Origin of the sequence: Collinsella aerofaciens (assembly GCF_015548375.1) — a bacterium.
Lineage (GTDB): Bacteria > Actinomycetota > Coriobacteriia > Coriobacteriales > Coriobacteriaceae > Collinsella > Collinsella aerofaciens_AB.
In genome coordinates this window covers 20,117-36,709 of sequence record NZ_JADMWW010000017.1, presented here as the reverse complement: position 1 = coordinate 36,709, position 16,593 = coordinate 20,117, and the positions used below count along the sequence as shown (strand labels likewise).

Annotated in this window: 16 protein-coding genes and 1 pseudogene; 4 read left to right on the top strand and 13 right to left on the bottom strand. The window is 61.2% G+C overall.

The features are described 5' to 3' along the window. Window positions 1-249: 249 nt before the first annotated feature. Complete coding sequence (locus tag I1969_RS07980; protein ID WP_158548938.1) at window positions 250-1,041, top strand: DeoR/GlpR family DNA-binding transcription regulator; 792 nt, start codon at window positions 250-252, stop codon at window positions 1,039-1,041. Window positions 1,042-1,086: 45 nt separating this feature from the next. Here I1969_RS07980 and I1969_RS07975 read toward each other — a convergent pair whose 3' ends face one another. The 9 genes and pseudogenes from I1969_RS07975 to I1969_RS07935 all read right to left on the bottom strand — a co-directional run bounded on the left by I1969_RS07975 (window position 1,087) and on the right by I1969_RS07935 (window position 8,456). Then, on the bottom strand, window positions 1,087-1,395 hold the full coding sequence (locus tag I1969_RS07975) for an HAD family hydrolase (protein ID WP_195234402.1): 309 nt from the start codon (window positions 1,393-1,395) through the stop codon (window positions 1,087-1,089). Between the two features lie 132 nt (window positions 1,396-1,527). After that, window positions 1,528-2,607, bottom strand: coding sequence for an alpha/beta hydrolase (locus I1969_RS07970; protein ID WP_195234400.1), 1,080 nt, complete (start codon window positions 2,605-2,607; stop codon window positions 1,528-1,530). Window positions 2,608-2,609: 2 nt separating this feature from the next. Continuing rightward, window positions 2,610-3,554, bottom strand: a complete 945-nt coding sequence (locus tag I1969_RS07965; protein ID WP_152078696.1) for an aldo/keto reductase — start codon at window positions 3,552-3,554, stop codon at window positions 2,610-2,612. Window positions 3,555-3,651: 97 nt separating this feature from the next. After that, a complete protein-coding gene (locus tag I1969_RS07960; protein ID WP_117797608.1) occupies window positions 3,652-4,488 on the bottom strand; it encodes a PTS system mannose/fructose/sorbose family transporter subunit IID in 837 nt (278 codons plus the stop codon). Continuing rightward, window positions 4,485-5,297 (bottom strand): PTS mannose/fructose/sorbose/N-acetylgalactosamine transporter subunit IIC, encoded by an 813-nt coding sequence (locus I1969_RS07955; RefSeq protein WP_152078697.1) that lies wholly within the window; start codon window positions 5,295-5,297, stop codon window positions 4,485-4,487. The genes I1969_RS07960 and I1969_RS07955 overlap by 4 nt, the downstream gene beginning before the upstream one ends. Window positions 5,298-5,343: 46 nt before the next feature. Continuing rightward, window positions 5,344-5,847: a PTS system mannose/fructose/N-acetylgalactosamine-transporter subunit IIB gene (locus I1969_RS07950; RefSeq protein WP_152078698.1), complete on the bottom strand. Its 504-nt coding sequence runs from the start codon at window positions 5,845-5,847 to the stop codon at window positions 5,344-5,346. Between the two features lie 29 nt (window positions 5,848-5,876). Continuing rightward, complete coding sequence (locus I1969_RS07945; protein WP_152078699.1) at window positions 5,877-6,305, bottom strand: PTS sugar transporter subunit IIA; 429 nt, start codon at window positions 6,303-6,305, stop codon at window positions 5,877-5,879. 10 nt (window positions 6,306-6,315) lie between these two features. Next, the gene (locus I1969_RS07940; protein WP_152078700.1) at window positions 6,316-7,170 is read right to left on the bottom strand and encodes a class II fructose-bisphosphate aldolase; all 855 of its coding nucleotides are present in this window, start codon (window positions 7,168-7,170) and stop codon (window positions 6,316-6,318) included. A gap of 110 nt (window positions 7,171-7,280) precedes the next feature. Then, a pseudogene (locus I1969_RS07935) lies at window positions 7,281-8,456 on the bottom strand (MFS transporter). A gap of 327 nt (window positions 8,457-8,783) precedes the next feature. Between I1969_RS07935 and I1969_RS07925 the strand changes: the two are divergent. Together I1969_RS07925 and I1969_RS07920 are read left to right on the top strand one after the other, a co-directional pair. Further along, a complete protein-coding gene (locus I1969_RS07925) occupies window positions 8,784-9,647 on the top strand; it encodes a MurR/RpiR family transcriptional regulator (RefSeq protein WP_195234394.1) in 864 nt (287 codons plus the stop codon). Between the two features lie 49 nt (window positions 9,648-9,696). Further along, complete coding sequence (locus I1969_RS07920) at window positions 9,697-10,524, top strand: HAD hydrolase family protein (protein WP_195234392.1); 828 nt, start codon at window positions 9,697-9,699, stop codon at window positions 10,522-10,524. A gap of 52 nt (window positions 10,525-10,576) precedes the next feature. On the opposite strand, the gene I1969_RS07915 is transcribed toward I1969_RS07920, so the two are convergent. Beyond that, complete coding sequence (locus I1969_RS07915; protein WP_158551175.1) at window positions 10,577-10,726, bottom strand: hypothetical protein; 150 nt, start codon at window positions 10,724-10,726, stop codon at window positions 10,577-10,579. Window positions 10,727-10,977: 251 nt separating this feature from the next. Here I1969_RS07915 and rlmKL point away from each other — a divergent pair, with 251 nt between their 5' ends. Further along, complete coding sequence (gene rlmKL, locus I1969_RS07910; protein ID WP_195234390.1) at window positions 10,978-13,509, top strand: bifunctional 23S rRNA (guanine(2069)-N(7))-methyltransferase RlmK/23S rRNA (guanine(2445)-N(2))-methyltransferase RlmL; 2,532 nt, start codon at window positions 10,978-10,980, stop codon at window positions 13,507-13,509. 73 nt (window positions 13,510-13,582) lie between these two features. Here rlmKL and I1969_RS07905 read toward each other — a convergent pair whose 3' ends face one another. The 3 genes from I1969_RS07905 to I1969_RS07895 form a co-directional block, all read right to left on the bottom strand. Beyond that, entirely contained in the window at window positions 13,583-14,422 is an 840-nt protein-coding gene (locus I1969_RS07905) for an HAD family hydrolase (RefSeq protein ID WP_195234382.1), read from the bottom strand. Continuing rightward, window positions 14,419-15,651 carry a hypothetical protein gene (locus tag I1969_RS07900; RefSeq protein WP_195234380.1) on the bottom strand — a complete coding sequence of 411 codons (1,233 nt, stop codon included), beginning with the start codon at window positions 15,649-15,651 and terminating at the stop codon, window positions 14,419-14,421. The genes I1969_RS07905 and I1969_RS07900 overlap by 4 nt, the downstream gene beginning before the upstream one ends. Before the next feature lie 67 nt (window positions 15,652-15,718). After that, window positions 15,719-16,585, bottom strand: coding sequence for a Nif3-like dinuclear metal center hexameric protein (locus I1969_RS07895; RefSeq protein WP_195234378.1), 867 nt, complete (start codon window positions 16,583-16,585; stop codon window positions 15,719-15,721). Window positions 16,586-16,593 lie beyond the last annotated feature (8 nt).

Sequence of the window (16,593 nt, the reverse complement as noted above, 5' to 3'; positions counted from 1 at the left end):
GAAAGCTCAATTGTCAACTTTCCGTGAACGGTCGAATATCGGGCGTGAACGTACTTCTTTTGGGCGGCACCTTCAGAATGAGACTCTTTATAGCCCGTTTACGTGCGAACTATCTGCTACGCATGCATTTGTGACATGCCATTCCGTTCTTTTGATTCATTCGAATTTGCCTTGTTCTTTTCATATCGATACGTTATATTTCGATTACGAAAGGCGCATCTTTTACCTTTTGTTCAAAAGGAGCGGCATATGGCATCTACTTCAGACCTTTCACCGGCCGAGCGTCAGCGATTTATCATGAATTGGCTGGCCGAAAAGCCAAATATCTCGGTATCCGACATCGTTCGCCGTTTTTCGGTTTCGGAAGTCACCGCACGGCACGACCTCATCTCGCTGGAATCCGAAGGCAAGCTGCGTCGCGTACGCGGCGGAGCGGTATCGCTTTCTCGCTCCAACGCAATCTCGTATCCCGAGGAGCGCATCAATGTCCAAGTCGAGGCCAAGGAGGCCATCGCCGCAACCGCAGCAACTCTTGTTGATGATGGCGATGTTCTGGTAATTGATATCGGCACCACAGGCTTTTACTTCGCTAAGGCCCTCATGGACAAGCGTGAGATCACCATTATCACCGGCGATCTTGCAATCGCGAACTACGCCAGCTTCAATCTCCCCAATGCTTCGGTAGTGCTGCTGGGCGGCTCCGTGCGCAAGGGGCACCTCTATCTCGCGGGCGCACTGACGCTCGACTGCATGAGCAAACTACATGCCGACAAGGCGTTTGTCAGTGCCGACGGATTCCACCCCGACCACGGTTTTACCGTCGAGCACGACTTCTCGGCCATGATCAAGCATATGTACCTTACCAACTCAAACCAGGGCTACATGATGGTTGACCAGGGAAAGTTCAACAAGACCAGTTTTTATCAGTCCGCGCAGATCGATGACCTCGACGGCATCATCGTTGATGGAGACGACGAGGGCATCATGACGGCGGCGATCGAGAGCAGTCGCAGTCATCCCAAGCTCTATATTGCAAAATAGCTCAAATGGCCGGGTCGCCCCCACTGCGGGCGACCCGGCCATTTATTAAATCAACCCAAAGTGGCGCATCGCTGTGACGGTGCCGTCGTGGACGACATCGTCGGTCACGTAGTCGGCGACCGCTTTGACCTCGGGCATGGCGTTGCCCATGGCTACAGCCGTCTCGACGGCAGCGAGCATGCCCAGGTCGTTGCCCGAATCGCCAAAGCCAAAGGTGCGCGCGTTGCCGGTGCGGCCCAGATACTCCAGCGCTCGCGCCACGCCCAAGCCCTTGTCGATACCTTTGGGGTTCAGCTCGCGATTTGTTTGCTGGGCTCGCTTGGAAGAGCGGCGGTAAACGCATCTCCCGATCAAACCGGCACCGCCGAAGCGAACCCCACACGCCCTCCGGCAAGCGGCACGCGCCCGTCAACGCAAAGGTCCGGCGGGACGCACCTAGCATCCCGCCGGACCTTCACTCGTCCAGGAGGCCGCCGCGACGAGCCCCTAGATCTTCGCAAGCTCCTCGGAGATGACGCGACAGACGTCCTCAGCCTGAGGCATCACGCCGTACATCTCGAAGAAGCCGTGGTCGCAGCCGCGATAGCGAATCGCGGTGACGTCAACGCCCGCATCCTGCAGCCTCTTCGCGAACAGCTCGTCCTGATAGCGCAGGTAGTCATACTCGGAAGAGATGATGACCGTGCGGGGAAACGCGCTCACGTCCTCCGCGAACAGGGCAGACACCCTCGGGTCGAGCATCTCCTCCGCATTGCCGTTGGTATACATCATTGGCAGGTCGTCGTTGGCGTTGCGGATGCGATCCACCCTGCTCAGAGCCTCGGCCCTCTGGTCGTTCACAATCTCATAGAGGTCATAGGACCATTCCTCCGGAACAGGGCCGCCGTCGACGAGCGGATACAGCTCGGCCACGAGCTTGATCCTGTCCGCATGGGACCCGTCGAGGACGACGGCGTTGGTCAGGCTTCCGCCCGCGGAGTCGCCAGCCACGGCGACCCGCGTCGCGTCGACACCCAGCTCATCCGCATGCTCGACAAGCCAGTCGAGCGTCTTCACGCAGTCCTCGACACCACCGGGGAACATCGTCTCGGGAGACAGGCGGTACTCCGGGTAGATCGCGACGCAGCCCGTTCGCTCCGCGATGTCGCGCAGGCAGTTCTCGTACTGGCCAATGTTGCCCACCATGAAGCCGCCGCCGTGGATGAACACGAGCGCGGCGGAGCCGCTCTCGTGGCCTTCGGGCGTGAAGACGTGCAGGGGAATGCCCCTGTCGCCAAAGTTCATGACGACGGTCTTCTTGGCGACGTTCGAGCCCCTCACGACATGGGTCTCCTTGTTGGGAGCGGAGCGCCACGCGATCACGTCCACCGGCCCCGCCGGCGCCGGGCCGGCGGCGAGCTTCGCATGGGCGCGCGCGTAGACGCGCGGATCGAGCACGTGCTCGCGCTCGTCTCCCGGCACGGGCTTCAGCAGGAGCTTCAGCCCGTTGGGCTCCACGACCTCCCTAGATCCACGCTCAAGCACTTCAAGCTCGGAAGTGGGGTACTTCCTCTCCTCAGTGCCCATGGCTAGCCTATCTTCAGCTCGTCAAGCTTGGCGTCAAGCTTGGCCATCTCATCGGCGGAAAGCTCCCACTCGAACGTCTCGCAGTTCTGAATCGCGTGGGCGTCCGTGCGCACGCCAACGAGCGCGGTGCCCACGTACTCCTTCTGGGTGCTCCAGTTCACGGCGACCTGTGCCACGGGCTTGTCATGAGCCTCGGCAATCTCGTCCATGACCTTGAGCAGCTCCTGGACGCGCGAGAACTTGGGCTCCTGGAAGTAGTCGTAGAAGCCGCCGCGAACATCGCCCTCCTCGAACTTCGGCAGCTCGCGGAACTTGCCCGACAGGATGCCCGCGCCAAGGGAGCCATAGGTGAAGGAGTCGATGCCACGCTCGTAGCCCCACTTGATGAGGTCCTCGGAGGAGCGGTCGACCATGGAATAGGGCGGCTGCTGGACGTCGATCTGAGCGACCTTCTCGCACTCCTCGATCATCTCGGTCGTGAAGTTGGAGACGCCGATGTGGCGAATCTTGCCTTGCTCCTTGAGGAGCTGGAGGGCGCACATCGTCTCGGAGAACGGGGTCTTGGCGTCGGGCCAGTGCACGAAGTAGAAGTCGATGTAGTCGGTGCGGAGGTTGCGCAGTGAACTCTCGACCTCCCTCATGATGTTCTTGAACGAAGAGTCGCGGTCATAGCCGGCGGCGCTGGTGATCAGGCCAACCTTGGTCGAGAGCAGGTAGCTCTCTCGGTCGACGCCCCTGAGCGCGTTGCCAACGACCTTCTCGGACGCGCCGTTGCCATAGCACGGCGCGGTGTCGATGAGATTGACGCCGTGTTCGAGCATGGTGCGGATGGCGGACATGCTGGCAGCGTCATCGTTCTCACCAAAGGAGTCGCCGCCGATCGCCCAGGTGCCCACGGCGAGCTGGGAGACGTCGACGTCGGAGTTCTTGAGGTGCGTGTAGCGCATATTCTCTCCTTCTAATGGGGCGGCACGCGTCGAATGTCCTCGATCGCGTGCCGCCGGGAATTGCCTTGAACAGGCTTCGAATGATCCGGAAACCGCCTTACACGATGCCCACGAGGCCGAGGACGAGTGCCAGAACCATGATGCCGACCAGGATGATGTTGACGTTCACGTTCTTCTTGCGCAGGAGCCAGAGAACGACGAGCGTAAGTCCCAGGGGCACGATGCCCTTGAAGATCGAGTCGAGGTAGGTCTGGATCATGACGGGATCGGAGTCCTGAACCGGAATGGACAGGATCGTGTTGAATTGGACGTTCGCCGCGGTCATGGCGCCGATCATCACGAGGCCGATCGTGGAGGTCGCCTTGGTGATGAGCTTCATGAGACCACCCTCGTACATCTCGGAGATGAAGTTGGTGCCCATGCTGAAACCGAGGTAGGTCATGAAGTATCGGCAGAGGATCGACGGAATGTTGTAGATCAGCAGGAACATGATCGCGCCGAGGGGCGATCCGCTCATGGCGAGGTTGATACCGATGCCGGCGGCGATAACACGCAAGACGCCCCAGAAGATTGCGTCGCCGATGCCGGACATTGGGCCCATCAGGGAGACCTTGATACCGTCGATGGACTCGGTGTCGAAGTCTTCGTGCCGCGAGTTCTCCCTCTCCATGGAGGCGACGAGGCCCATGGCGAACGTGCCGACGTTCTGGGTAATGTTGTACCAAGTCGTGTGACGCTTCATGGCGTCGGCACGGGCCTCGGGGTCATCAGCGTAGTAGCGGTTAAGCGCGGGCTGGACGGAGTACAGCCAGCCGTCGGCGCCAGCCTTGACGGAACCGCCGGCGCAGGAAGCGAACACGGAGAAGGAGCGCAGGAAAATACTGTTGAGCATCTTCTTGTCTTCAGGGCTCACATTCTTGGTCAGGTTGCTCATGCGAAGAAATCCTCCTCGTCGCTGGTTACAGAGTCGCCGGAAACGGCCTGGGTGGCCACGCCCTTCTTGGTGAGATCGAAGATCTCCTTGTCGCGGAGGGCGGAGGCAACCGCGATGATGACACCGAGAACCGCGATGGCGATCATCGGGAGGCCGAGGTACTGGTAGAGTGTAAAGCCCAGGAAGAAGTAGATGCTGAGCTCGGTGCTCCACAGCATCTGGAGCAGGAGCGCCATACCAACGGCAGGCAGGAGGGCGCCCACGGCATTGAGGCCGTTCATGACATTGGCCGGAATCTGGTTGACAATGGCGGCAACGGGCTCGGCGCCAAGGTAAACGCCGAGGAAGGCAATGAGACCAAAGGCGGCGTACTTAACGAACCAGAGAACGAAGTGCTGAAGCGCGAGGCCCTTCTCGTTGCCCTCGGCGGCCATCTTGTCAAAGGTGGCGGCGAAGAACGCAAGGAACACGTTGTTCATGAAGATCGAGAGGAACGCGGTGACGACACCAACGGGAACGGCCAGCGTGATGGCGGCACCCTGGTCGATGCCAGCGCCAACGGTGAAGGCGACGGCGAGGGCGGTCGCGGTAACGGGCTCGGCAGAGATAGCGCCACCGATGTTAACCGCGCCCATGAAGATCGCCTCGAGAGAGGCACCGATGATAACACCGGTCTTGACGTCGCCCATCAGGAGGCCCGCAACGAGGCCTACCACGAGAGGACGCTCGATCATGCACTGACCGAGAACCCAGTTGCCGCCGTAGCAAATCAGCACGGTCAACCAGGCCATTAATGCCAACCCAATCATTTGACTTCCTTTCTTTCATTTCATTTGGCCGCCTGACCAAATCCCCTTATTTCCCCGCCGCCTCGATCAGACTCTTGAGAGAAGTCTTGGGATTGGACGGGATAAGCTGATGGAAAACCGGAATACCCTGCTCGCAAAGCTCCTTCGCGGCCTCGAGCTCATCCGGGTTGAGCATGATCGTGGAGTTGAGGGCGACCTTGCTATCCGGATCGGACTTGTCGAAGCGGCCGACGTTGGCAACGTTCACGCCCTCAATCTTGCCCGGCGCGCCCTTAACGAGCTCAAGCACGTCACGCACGCAGTTGGTGAGCGCGAAGATGCGCATGGAGTCCGCGCGCGGATCGTTCGCGATGCGGCAGGCATCCGGAACGTCCTTGACGAGGAGCTTCTGGCCCGCCGGCGTACCCATGGAAAGCGTCATGCGAAGGGCGTCGCTCTCCACGGCGTGCTTGTTGGCGACGATGATCCTGGTGGTGTTGAGCTCCTTGGTCCACACCAGGGCGACCTGTCCGTGAATCAGACGGTCATCGACTCGAACCTGGACAATCATTGCTTCCTCTCTCTACTTGTTAGTACTCTCTAATCAAAGAAGTCTCCCTCGGACTCCTCGTTGTCCGCGGCCTTGCTCGGAGGCTCGACGACCTGCATCGTCGCCCTCGCCAGCTCGACGCTCTGCTTGATCGAATCTGCCGTGACCGGCTCGGCGCCGAGGAGCGTCTCGATCACGAGGCCGAGGTTCATACCGGTAACGTGGACGATTCCGCGCTTCTCCGGCTCCATGAGGACGACTTTCTGGAAGACGGAGCCACCGTAGATGTCGGTGAAGATGACGGCCTCGTCCTCAGGGCCCACCGAGTCAATAAAGGCCTGGATGCGAGGGGTGAAATCGGAGTCGTCCACGTAGCAGTCAACTGCCTCCACCATGTCCGCCATGCCGGTCAGAATCTCGATCGAGCTCCTGATTCCGCTTGCGAGGTGGCCGTGCGACGCGACAAGAACCTTCTTCATCGAGTCTCTCCTAGAGCGAATAGTGGTTGGGGTTCAGAAGCTGGATCTTGCTGGCGACGAACGCGCGCATGTCGGGGGCGGCGTCCATCAGGAGGCCAACGCCGTTGCCATCGTTCTTGCCGGAGTTGATGTCCTTCTCGAAGGCGCGGTACATGGAGCGGAAGTACTCTGTGGCGATGTTGAACTTGCTCATGCCGAGGTTCACGGCCTCCTGGAGCTGCTCGTCGGGGATGTCGGAACACCCGTGCATGACGAGGGGGACGCTGACGGCCTCCCTGCAGGCCTTGATGCGCTCCATGTCGAGGTTCGGGACCTTGACGTAGGGGCCGTGGGCGTTGCCAACGGCGATGGCGAGCGAACCGCAGCCGGTGCCCTCGACGAACTCCTCGGCGAGGTTCGGGTCGGTGTAGTGGTCGCTGTTCACGAAGTCGTTGGCGTCGGAGCCGTTGCCGACGTGGCCGAGCTCAGCCTCGATGTCGACGTCGAAGATCTTGGCGACCTGGACGACGTCCTTCGTGAGCTGGAAGTTCTCCTCATAGGGAAGCGAGGAACCGTCGACCATGACGGAAGGGAAGCCGGCCTTGACGCCCTTGACGGCGATCTCGTAACCAGCGGAGTGATCCTGGTGGACGGCGACGGGCACGCTCGCGCGCTCAGCGTAATAGCGGGCGGCGAAGGCGATGATGTCGAGGGCGCAGTGGCCCTCGTAGCCGGGCCAGTACTGGATGATGATGGGCATGTGCTCATCCTCGGCGGCCTGGATCGCATAACGGATGGTCTCCGTGTTGATGACGTTGATCGCGGGCACGCCATAGTGGTGCTCGGTCGCATGTTGAAGAAGCTTGTTGACCTTGATGAGAGACATCTTTGTCTTCCTTTCACCTGAATAATCATTGGATCGGACAGTTCTCAGCTCGTCAGCTGGTTGAACACGAAGCGAAACGCGAGGTAGGCGCTTGCGATGCACGGTGGAGCCTATGCGGCCGCCTGGCCCTCAGGCCGCGGCGCCGCGCTTCGACGCCATAGCACGTACGCCACAAGAGCAGCGACCGCAACAATCGTTGAAGCGAGGGCGAAGGCCAGGAAACCCGCATGCGTGCCGAGCGCGTCGCACGCCCAACCGCCAAACAGGTTCGCAACCACGACGGACAGACCGCTCTGGACCATCGCGAAGGCGCTCTGACCTCGAGCGCGACAATCCTCGTAAGTGTGGTTGGCAATGTAGGTAACGCAGGAGTAGTAGACGGTCATGTAACTCACGCTCTGCAGCAGCTGGCCGCAGATCATGACCGGGACGATGCCGGTGCCCACGAGCACGAGCCTGAGCGCCGCCATGAAGCAGGAAAAGATCAGGAGGTTCATCTCGCCGAAGCGCCTGACCAGCTTGGAGGAAACGAGCAGGATGGGGATCTCGCTCGCTGCGGAGACCGCACTCAGGACGCCCACGAGGTTCTGACCCTCGCCAAGCTCGACCGCGTAGCGGCCCAAGAACGCCCCGATGAAGCCAATCGCGGCCGAACTGATGAAGGCGAAGACCAAGACGAAGGCGATCTCATTGCTGGTGAACAGCGAGAGGAGGCCCTTTCCGTGGGAGACCTTGGGATCGTCCGCGGCATTGGCGCGAATTCCCGCCTCGGGGAGGCGCCACATGTGAGCCGCGAAGACCACCAGCGCGGCGGAGACCACCGCGAACTGGATTTGAGGAGCCATGTCGAGCAGCCGACCGACGATCAGGACGACGATGGCATAGCCGATAGTGCCACCCATGCGAATGCGAGAAAAGTCCAGGCCAGAGCGATCCGCAAGCTCGATGACGAGGGAGTCGCTCAGGGGCAGCAGCCCCGAGAAGAACGCCGAGAACGCAAAGGTCACGAGAAGGACCGGAACGAACGTCTACGCCAGGTAATACAGCGGAGCGAGCACCGCCGCCGCCAGGCAGAGGGCCACGATGACCGCGCGGCGGCGCCCGAGTTTGTCGGCGATAGTCGACCAGAGCGGCTGGATGGCGAGCGCACACACCGGGGTCGCCGCGAGGAGGATGCCGGTCTGGGCTGCGCTGAGGCCGAGGCTCGTGTAGTGAGCGGAGAGGAACGGCGAGTACACGCCCGCGCAGACCCAGTAGAGGACGTTCGCGAAGAACAGCGAAGTCATGCTTGCGTTTGTCCTGGCGTTGTGCATCGTGCTTCTCCCTTCTTGCTCGCCGGGTGCCTGTCTGGGCTTCGAGGTGATTCGCCATCTAGCGTGAAACGAAGTTGCGAGGCGTTGGAACAATGTTCTGTTGTTTCATCGTTTTCGTGCTGTTGTTTCACGGCTCATAAGATAGCAGCTCAAGATGAGATTGCGCCGGGGAAGCACCGATTTACCGTGAACGGTAGGAAATCAGCGGTGAAACGCTATTTCACCGCTTATGAAACAATTTGCTTTATTTTCACCTCTCTTGCCCTAAGATACAAATCAAACTAGGGCCAAGGAGTAACCATGGATAAGACAGGAGATGTGCTCAGCCACATCTGCGCGGTCATGAGCAGCCTATCCCTCTCGGAGAAGGCAATCGCAACGTATGTGCTCGACCACCCGTCGGACGTCGCAACGATGACCGTCCGCGAACTCGCCGCAGAAACCGGTACGTCACCGGCGTCTGTTTCGAGGTTCGCAAGGACGCTTGACTACCGAACCTATTCGGACATGCGTCTGGCGCTCGGCATATCCATCAGCAGGGCCTCCGGCGAGGAAAAGGCCACGGGCGGCAAGGTTACTCTGGACGACGTCGAGGGCTCCATTAAGTACGTCCTGTCTCACAAGGTCAAGGAGCTCTCCCAAACCGCCTCGCTCATTGACTCCGATGACTTTTCGACAGTCGTCAATCTGCTCCACAACGCCAACCTCGTCCTGATTGCGGGCGTCGGCAACTCGATTAGCATGGGCGTAAACGCGGCGTTCAAGCTCTCACAGGTTGGAGTCAGGGCGTTTTGCCCCAGTACCACCGATGCCATGGTCTCCGCCGCAACCAGCCTCAAGGAGAATGACATCCTGCTCGTCATTTCGACGTCCGGATACTCGAAGCGCCTCGTCAACATATTCGACTCTGCCGAGGATTCGAACACCCCCATCATCATGATCACAGACAACCCAGATACGCCGCTCGCGAAGCGTGCCACGTATATCATCCGAGCCATCTCGCGAGATCAGGCCATCACCGGAACCGAGGTCGCCTTCTCGCACAGCTCAATCAACTTCGTCATCGAGCTGCTGTTCCTCTTCCTGACCTCTTGCTGGGATGACCCGGTAGAGTTTAACAGGATCATCTCGAAGAATCTCTTGGGAGACAGGCAATACAGCTAGGACGACGCACACCGGCGCACCGACGCCCAGACCGAAACGGGAGGACCCCTTGATAAAGCTCATCCTCGCAGACATGGACGGGACCCTGCTGCCGTTTGGCTCAAGGGTCGTATCGGAGCGCACGCATAGCGCAATTCTTTCGGCGCTTGATGCGGGCATCGCGTTCGGCCCCGCAAGCGGCCGCGACTACGCCGACCTGGCCGATGCCTTTGACGGCGACGCGCGCTGTTTCTCGACCGGCATCATGGCCAACGGAAAGAAGGTCTTCTCCAGCGGCGAACTCGTATTCAAAAAGACGCTCTCGACGGAGGCCCTCGTCAAGCTCGATAGCGCCGTACGCCCCTACGCGGGGACGTCACTCTGGCTAGTCGCCGATGTCGATGAGACAGGCAAACGCTGCGAGCAGTTCCTCTGCGCCGTCGAGCCTGGCGACGAATTCGCCCTAGAAATCGTTAAGGACTCCGGAAGAGACATGGCGCTCGGAGACGTGCCCACGAACCGTGACGTCATCACCGCCGGCATCTTCGTCAACGTCAGCTCCGCCCCGACGGAAGTCGTTCGGAGTCGATGCAAGAAAGCCTGCCCAGAGCTTGATTTCCCCTCGCCCGTCCCATTCTTCCTCGATGTTGTCCCGGCTGGCTGGAGCAAGGTAAACGGACTCGACGCGCTTCTCGGCAGCCTTGGGGTCACGCTGGACGAGGTCGCTTTTATCGGAGACTCGGAAAACGACGTGACGCTCCTCGAAAAGGTGCCGAACTCCTACGCAGTCGCGGGCGCGATGCCGGAGGCGAAGGCCGCGGCCCATCACCTGATCGGGGACGCGGCCGAGGACTCCGTCGCGAAGCTCATCGAACAGATTGTCCAGCAGCGAGGCTAGGGTTCCGCCAGCGTGGCATACGCCGCGTGCCTCGTCATCCGTTCGTGGCGCGCTACCTCGTGACGATCCAGAGCGTGGCCATCGTCGCGACGCCGATGCCTACGATGAGCGCGACCCACAGGACGCGGACCACGGGGTTCATGTCGCCCGCCACCGCCATGTCGTTCGCGTGCCAGAACCAGCTCTCGTTTGCCTTGCGCATGATGCCTTCCCTTAGCCTCGATTACGCCATCTATGGTCGAGCAATCGCAGGTCACGTGCCATGGATTTGCCCTACGCCCAGCTTTCAGTTCTGTAAGGCGGCGGGAGCCTGTGCGAGGCCCCAAGTCCTGAGGCTGTTGCAATGAAAATGGGAATCAAGGAGCACGCATCAATCATATGGGTTCCTTTCGGGGGCGATGGCAAACGAAGCATCCATCATATAATGGAGCGACGCAATCAGAGAGGTCACCCATGGAATTTTATGCAAGCTGCCCCGAGGGCTTTGAATCCGCACTCGCCGATGAGCTTAAACGCCTCGGGCTTTCGCATGTCCGCCGCCTGAAGGGCCGCGCTACGTTTGAGGGCGAGCTCGAAGAGGGCTACCGCGCCTGTCTGTGGTCGCGCCTGGCGAGCCGCGTGTTTGTAGTGCTTGGGCGCTTTGAGGCGCAGGATGCCGATGAGTTGTACGACGGCGTTTACGACATCGCCTGGGAGAGCATCGTCCGCCCCGGCGCCACCATCGCCATCACCGCCCGCGGCGTGACCGAGCAGCTGCGCAACACGCGCTTCTCGGCCCTGCGCGCCAAGGACGCGCTGTGCGACCGTCTGGCCGAGACCACGGGCCGTCGCGCCGATGTCGACGCCGCCGATCCCGACGTCCACCTGCTGCTTTCGCTGCGTCAGCGCCGCGCGAGCATCAGCCTGGACCTTTCGGGCGACCCGCTGTTCAAGCGCCTGCCGCCCGCCGCGACCCGCGCCGGCGAGGACACACACGTGCTGCGCCCCGACTACGCCGCCCTGGTGCTGGCGCAGGTCGGCTGGACTGCACTGTGCGAGCGCGAGCTGACGGCCGACGATTACGAGAACGAAGCCCTGCCCACGCTGGTCGACGCTTCGTGCGCCGGCGGCGGCCTGCTGTTGGAGGCCGTGAACATTCTGACCGACCGCGCCCCGGGCGCCGCCCGCGAGCACTGGGGCTTTGAGGGCTGGCAGCTGCACGACGCCGCCCTGTGGGAGCAGCTACTTGCCGAGGCGCGCGAGCGCGAGGCAGCAGCGCGCGAGCGGCAGGCGCGCATCGTGGCCGTAGACATTGACCCCGCCGCCCGCAAGACTGCTGAACGCATGGTTAAATGTGCCGGCTACAAGCGCTTTGTCGATTTTTGTGCCGCCAAGTCCGCCACCGTGCTGGACCACGCAGGTGCCGTTGCCGGTGCCGCCCTGGTCGCAGACACCACCGAGACACCGCTTTCGCTCATGCACGACGCCATGACGCTGGTCGGCGAGCTGCGCCGCGCGCCCGAGCTCGCTTCGGCACCGGTCGCCGCGCTCACCCGCGATGGCCTTATGGCCCGCGCGCTCCACGCCGAGCCCGCGCGCTCCATCGCCGTCATGCCCAACAACGAAGAGGCGACCGTCGAAGTCTGGCCCTCGCTCGACCACGCCGCCGCAGCGTTTGAGGCTGCGACCAGCGCAAACGCCGAGGGCGAGACCGCGGACGCCGACGACGTCATCAGCGACGAAGCCGCCGGCGCCCTCATGCCCGAACCTGCCGCCACGCTCGACCTGGGCGACGGCAAGCCGTTGCCCGTGCTCATCCCCGAGTCCGAGCAGTTCGCCAACCGCCTGCGCAAGAACGCCCGCCTGCGTCGCAAGTGGGCCAAGCGCGAGGGCGTGAGCTGCTACCGCGTCTACGATGCCGACCTGCCCGATTACTCCGCCGCCATCGATCTGTACGAGGGTTGCCCGCAGACGCCGGGCCGCTGGCTCGTCATCGCCGAATATGCCGCGCCCAAGACCATCGACCCCGCACTGGCCCAGGCCCGTATGCTCGATATTCTGGCCATCGCGCCGCGTATCCTAGATGTCCCGGCCGAGCACGTGCACGCCAAGGCCCGCATGCGCTCGCGCGGCGGCTCGCAGTACGGCAAGCAGGGCGCCGGCAAGGGCGGATCGGGCGAACGCGCCAACATCGCGCGCCGTCGACTGCCGCTCATCGAAGAGGGCGGCCTCACCTTTGTCGTCAACTTTGACGACTACCTGGACGTCGGCATCTTCTTGGACCACCGCGTCACCCGCAACCTGGTGCGCGAGCACGCCAAGCAGGCGCGCCGCTTCCTCAACCTGTTTGCCTACACCGGCACTGCCACCTGCTACGCGGCAGATGGCGGCGTCGAAGAGACCGTGACGGTCGACCTCTCCAACACCTATCTGGACTGGGCCGAGCGCAACATGCGCCAGAACGGCTTCGTGGGGCCTCAGCATCATTTTGTGCGCGACGACGTACTCGCTTGGATTCGCGACCAGCGCCAGACGCGCAACCGCTGGGACCTGATCTTTGTCGACCCGCCCACGTTCTCGAATTCGTCCAAGATGGGCCGCCGCACCTGGGATGTCCAGCGCGACCATGTTGAGCTTTTGGCCGGCGTATCGCGCCTGCTCGCGCAGGGCGGCCATGCCATCTTTAGCTGCAACCTGCGCGGCTTCCGCCCCGAGACGCGCAAGCTCGCCCGCGCGGGCGTGGTGCTGGAGGACATTACGGCGCAGACCATCCCCGAGGACTTCGCGCGCAACCAGAAGGTGCACCACTGCTACATCGTGCGCCGCCTGCCTATCGAGGACGCCATGGCCGAGGTCGGCTTTAGCGCCGAGGAAATTGCTGGGCGCGTCGAGGAACTGCGCAACCCCGAGGCCCGCAGGCCCCGTGCGGCAGCACCCAACCCCTCACCTGCGGACAAGCCAAAAAAGAAGAAGTTCTACGCCAGCACGCCTAAACGACGCGACTAGACACAAAAATGGGGCAAACGGGTAACCCCGTTTGCCCCATTCGCTATTTTGACGATACCTCTGGTGAAGCCCCTTAGATAAGGCCGAGCGCTTCCAGCGCCGTCGCCACACCGTCCTCGGCGCAGGAATCGGTCACATAATCGGCGGCCTCGCGCACATGCGACGCCGCTTGCCCCATCGCGACGGACACATCCGCGGCTTCGAGCATCGCAAGGTCGTTTTCCGAGTCGCCGAACGCATAAGTTCGCACCATTCGAAAGCCATCCGGCAGTCCTCGCTTGATCCTGTCCGCTAAAAGCCGCAATCCCGACCCCTTATTGACGCCCGGCATCACCAGCTCGTGGCATCCATCGCCCACGTCGTAGTAGCCGAGCTCGCACCGAAGATACTCGCTTTTTCGATATGCCTGCATCGCGACGTCAATAAAGTCAACCTTGCCAAATCGCAGCGACGGGTTAGCGCGAGCCATGCCTTCCAAATCACAGGCGACCTCGCCCCAGTCATACAGACTTTCCCCCGTAGGCGAAAGCTCGACACAACCGTCCGTTCCCTCGAAAAAAGCCGCCATCCTGCACCGGATCATCTCGGAGACCATCTGTTCCAGCATGACGCGATCGAAGCATCGGTCGGCAATAACCTCGCCGTCGAGCTGAACGTAGGCACCGTCCAGACTCACGCAGCCGCGGAAAGGCAATAAATCGAACAGCTGCACGAGTCCAGGCATGGCTCGCCCCGACGCAATGATGGGCACCCCACCCGCACGGGCAAACGCCCGGATAGCCTGGCAAACCCGCTCGTTCGGCACGCTGCCAGGCCCCGTCTCGGGGTCGCGATAGACCAGCGTTCCGTCAACATCAAAGAATCCGACAGCGAGCTCGCCCGCTCGCGGTGCCAACAGGCCCGGCGCTGTCACAGTTGCCCCCGATAGGACTCGAGCATCTTCTCGGTCCAACCTTTGGGCATCTGCGTCACATAGCTCTCGTAGCTCGTGCCGCCATAAGTGTGTGCCGCGACAAAGTACCCCTGATAATCATTGGCGTAGCCAATCACCACCGGATGCTTACCCGTTCCCGCAAACGACTCCCTAATGTAGGCGCCAAGCTCGCTCGCCAGCTCGCCAGGGAAGGTCGCGAACACCACGCTGCCAAAGTCGAGCGTAGTTATCTCTACGGTAAAGTCCATCTCGTGGCGCTCGAGCTGGTCCTCGAGCATAGCTTTCTCGGTATCAGCGAGCTTCTTCTCGTCGAAGGTGGGATTGTTGGCGAGTACCTCGAGCACCTCGTCAAGCTGCCTTTGGTACTCAGGGTAGAACTGTTCGTTGTTGTAGTGGACATGGTGCGAAAAACGGCTCACTTTGGGTGCCGAAAGCTCGACCGGCTCGAAGGTCCCCTTCATGATCTCGCCGGCAATACCGTTGGCGACACGTCGGAGCTCGGCGAAATCATTACCCTGGCGGAACTGTCGGTTGCCCAGGTCGCCCGAGGCACCCGTAAAGATATAGGGCACGCAGCCAATCCAATCGACGAGTTCGTCGCGCACCCCGCCCTGGACATCGGTCGTGAGCAGTCGGTTGGTGGGTCCGACGACCGTCGCGTGACAGTTGAAGTTGAGCATGGCACCCGCAACGGACCCATCCTCATACACAAAGCGCAAAATCAGGGCCTCATCGTCGAACGGAAGCTCGGCATCGTTACGATTCGAGTACCAGCCGCGCACATGACGTATGAGCATCTGGGCCTTAACGTCCCGTTCATAATCGCAAAGCCGCGTCGCGGCCTGAAGCACCAACCCAGTCACATACTCGACGTATCCCGGCGTGGTGGGAATGTCCATGGACCCAGCTCCCCCGAATCCGTTCGCCGCAGAATGCGTGTGGATCGAGTTGATGACGATGTGCCCCACCTCGATCCCCAACAAGCCCGACAGCCCCGTCCTCATCGCGGCAGTCGTCTCAGCCTTGAGAACGCACACATCGATCGAAACGAATAGCGTCCGCGCGCCTTCGACCTCGACCAAAAGCAGCGTCGCGCGCGGCTCGTCGTGGATGCCGAGCCCCGGCTCTTTTCGGATGGGGTGGATATAGCCCTCCATCCAGAATTTACCTTGAGGTGCGATACCGACGGAAACACTTGCGGCCTTCACGGCTTTCCTCCATTCAAAAAAGCCCGGGCTTGACGCATAGGCCGTCCCGGGCACGTTTTTCTATTTGTTAGGCGACAACGTAGCAGTACGTATCCTCCATGCGCACAAACGTCGCAGGTATCGCATCGGTCCCCAGCGCTTCGGGCAGCCATCTCACCATATACTCCATACCCGGCTCTTCGAGGTTGAAGTGACCGATGGTGATGGCACACTTGTTTTGTCCGAGCATGCCGGCATCACGGATGTACTCGCACGTGGTGAAATCGATAAATTCCATGGTCATGAGACAGTCATCGCCATGGACATCGGTCTCGTTGATTTCATGCGTGTCGTCCTTGGCATTGCCCATTACATGCATGGGCACGCGCACGCGGTGCACACGAGCATGCGGGTCGCCGGCGATGCGCGTGCCGTTGAGCCCAAGCTTTACGACCAGCTCGCGGGCAAGCTCGGTGGCATCCGTCTCGGGAATCTCATACTCGAGACAGGAGCCTTTATCGTCGCCCACGCGATAATCAAGCCAGCCGAGCTTCCAGGCCAGACCATAGAAGATGCCGTCGGCCATGGCTCCGTCCGTATCGATGGGCACACGGGAATGGATGAAATCATGGCAGCGCCAGACCGCGCCACCCCAATCATCGAGCAGCTCCTTCTTAGCCTTGAAAGCCAACGTGCTGCCAACCGCATCCTGATGGTCGCCATGGTTCCAGAAAATGGCCTCGTGGCTGATAATGCAGTTGGCGCCGAGCTCGCGTGCTTTCTTGATGACGTTGACCGTGGGCCAGATGCACGTCACGATTCCGGTGCATTCCTGAGCGGTGTCGCCATAGAGCACTTTGTCGCGCGTGGCCCCCTCGTCGATCGACTTGCCGGTGAGCGAGTCGATGCCGAAGCTATAGTCCTTGACGTGCTGGATGACCTCACTGATGAGCATGGTATGCC

Coding starts and splice junctions, on each gene's coding strand:
- I1969_RS07965 (WP_152078696.1), bottom strand. CDS start 3,554: ATGCGCTACACGCACCTCAAGAACTCCGACGTCGACGTCTCCCAGCTC.
- I1969_RS07980 (WP_158548938.1), top strand. CDS start 250: ATGGCATCTACTTCAGACCTTTCACCGGCCGAGCGTCAGCGATTTATC.
- I1969_RS07895 (WP_195234378.1), bottom strand. CDS start 16,585: ATGCTCATCAGTGAGGTCATCCAGCACGTCAAGGACTATAGCTTCGGC.
- I1969_RS07955 (WP_152078697.1), bottom strand. CDS start 5,297: ATGATTGGGTTGGCATTAATGGCCTGGTTGACCGTGCTGATTTGCTAC.
- I1969_RS07970 (WP_195234400.1), bottom strand. CDS start 2,607: ATGGGCACTGAGGAGAGGAAGTACCCCACTTCCGAGCTTGAAGTGCTT.
- I1969_RS07945 (WP_152078699.1), bottom strand. CDS start 6,305: ATGAAGAAGGTTCTTGTCGCGTCGCACGGCCACCTCGCAAGCGGAATC.
- I1969_RS07925 (WP_195234394.1), top strand. CDS start 8,784: ATGGATAAGACAGGAGATGTGCTCAGCCACATCTGCGCGGTCATGAGC.
- I1969_RS07915 (WP_158551175.1), bottom strand. CDS start 10,726: ATGCGCAAGGCAAACGAGAGCTGGTTCTGGCACGCGAACGACATGGCG.
- I1969_RS07940 (WP_152078700.1), bottom strand. CDS start 7,170: ATGTCTCTCATCAAGGTCAACAAGCTTCTTCAACATGCGACCGAGCAC.
- I1969_RS07950 (WP_152078698.1), bottom strand. CDS start 5,847: ATGATTGTCCAGGTTCGAGTCGATGACCGTCTGATTCACGGACAGGTC.
- I1969_RS07960 (WP_117797608.1), bottom strand. CDS start 4,488: ATGAGCAACCTGACCAAGAATGTGAGCCCTGAAGACAAGAAGATGCTC.
- rlmKL (WP_195234390.1), top strand. CDS start 10,978: ATGGAATTTTATGCAAGCTGCCCCGAGGGCTTTGAATCCGCACTCGCC.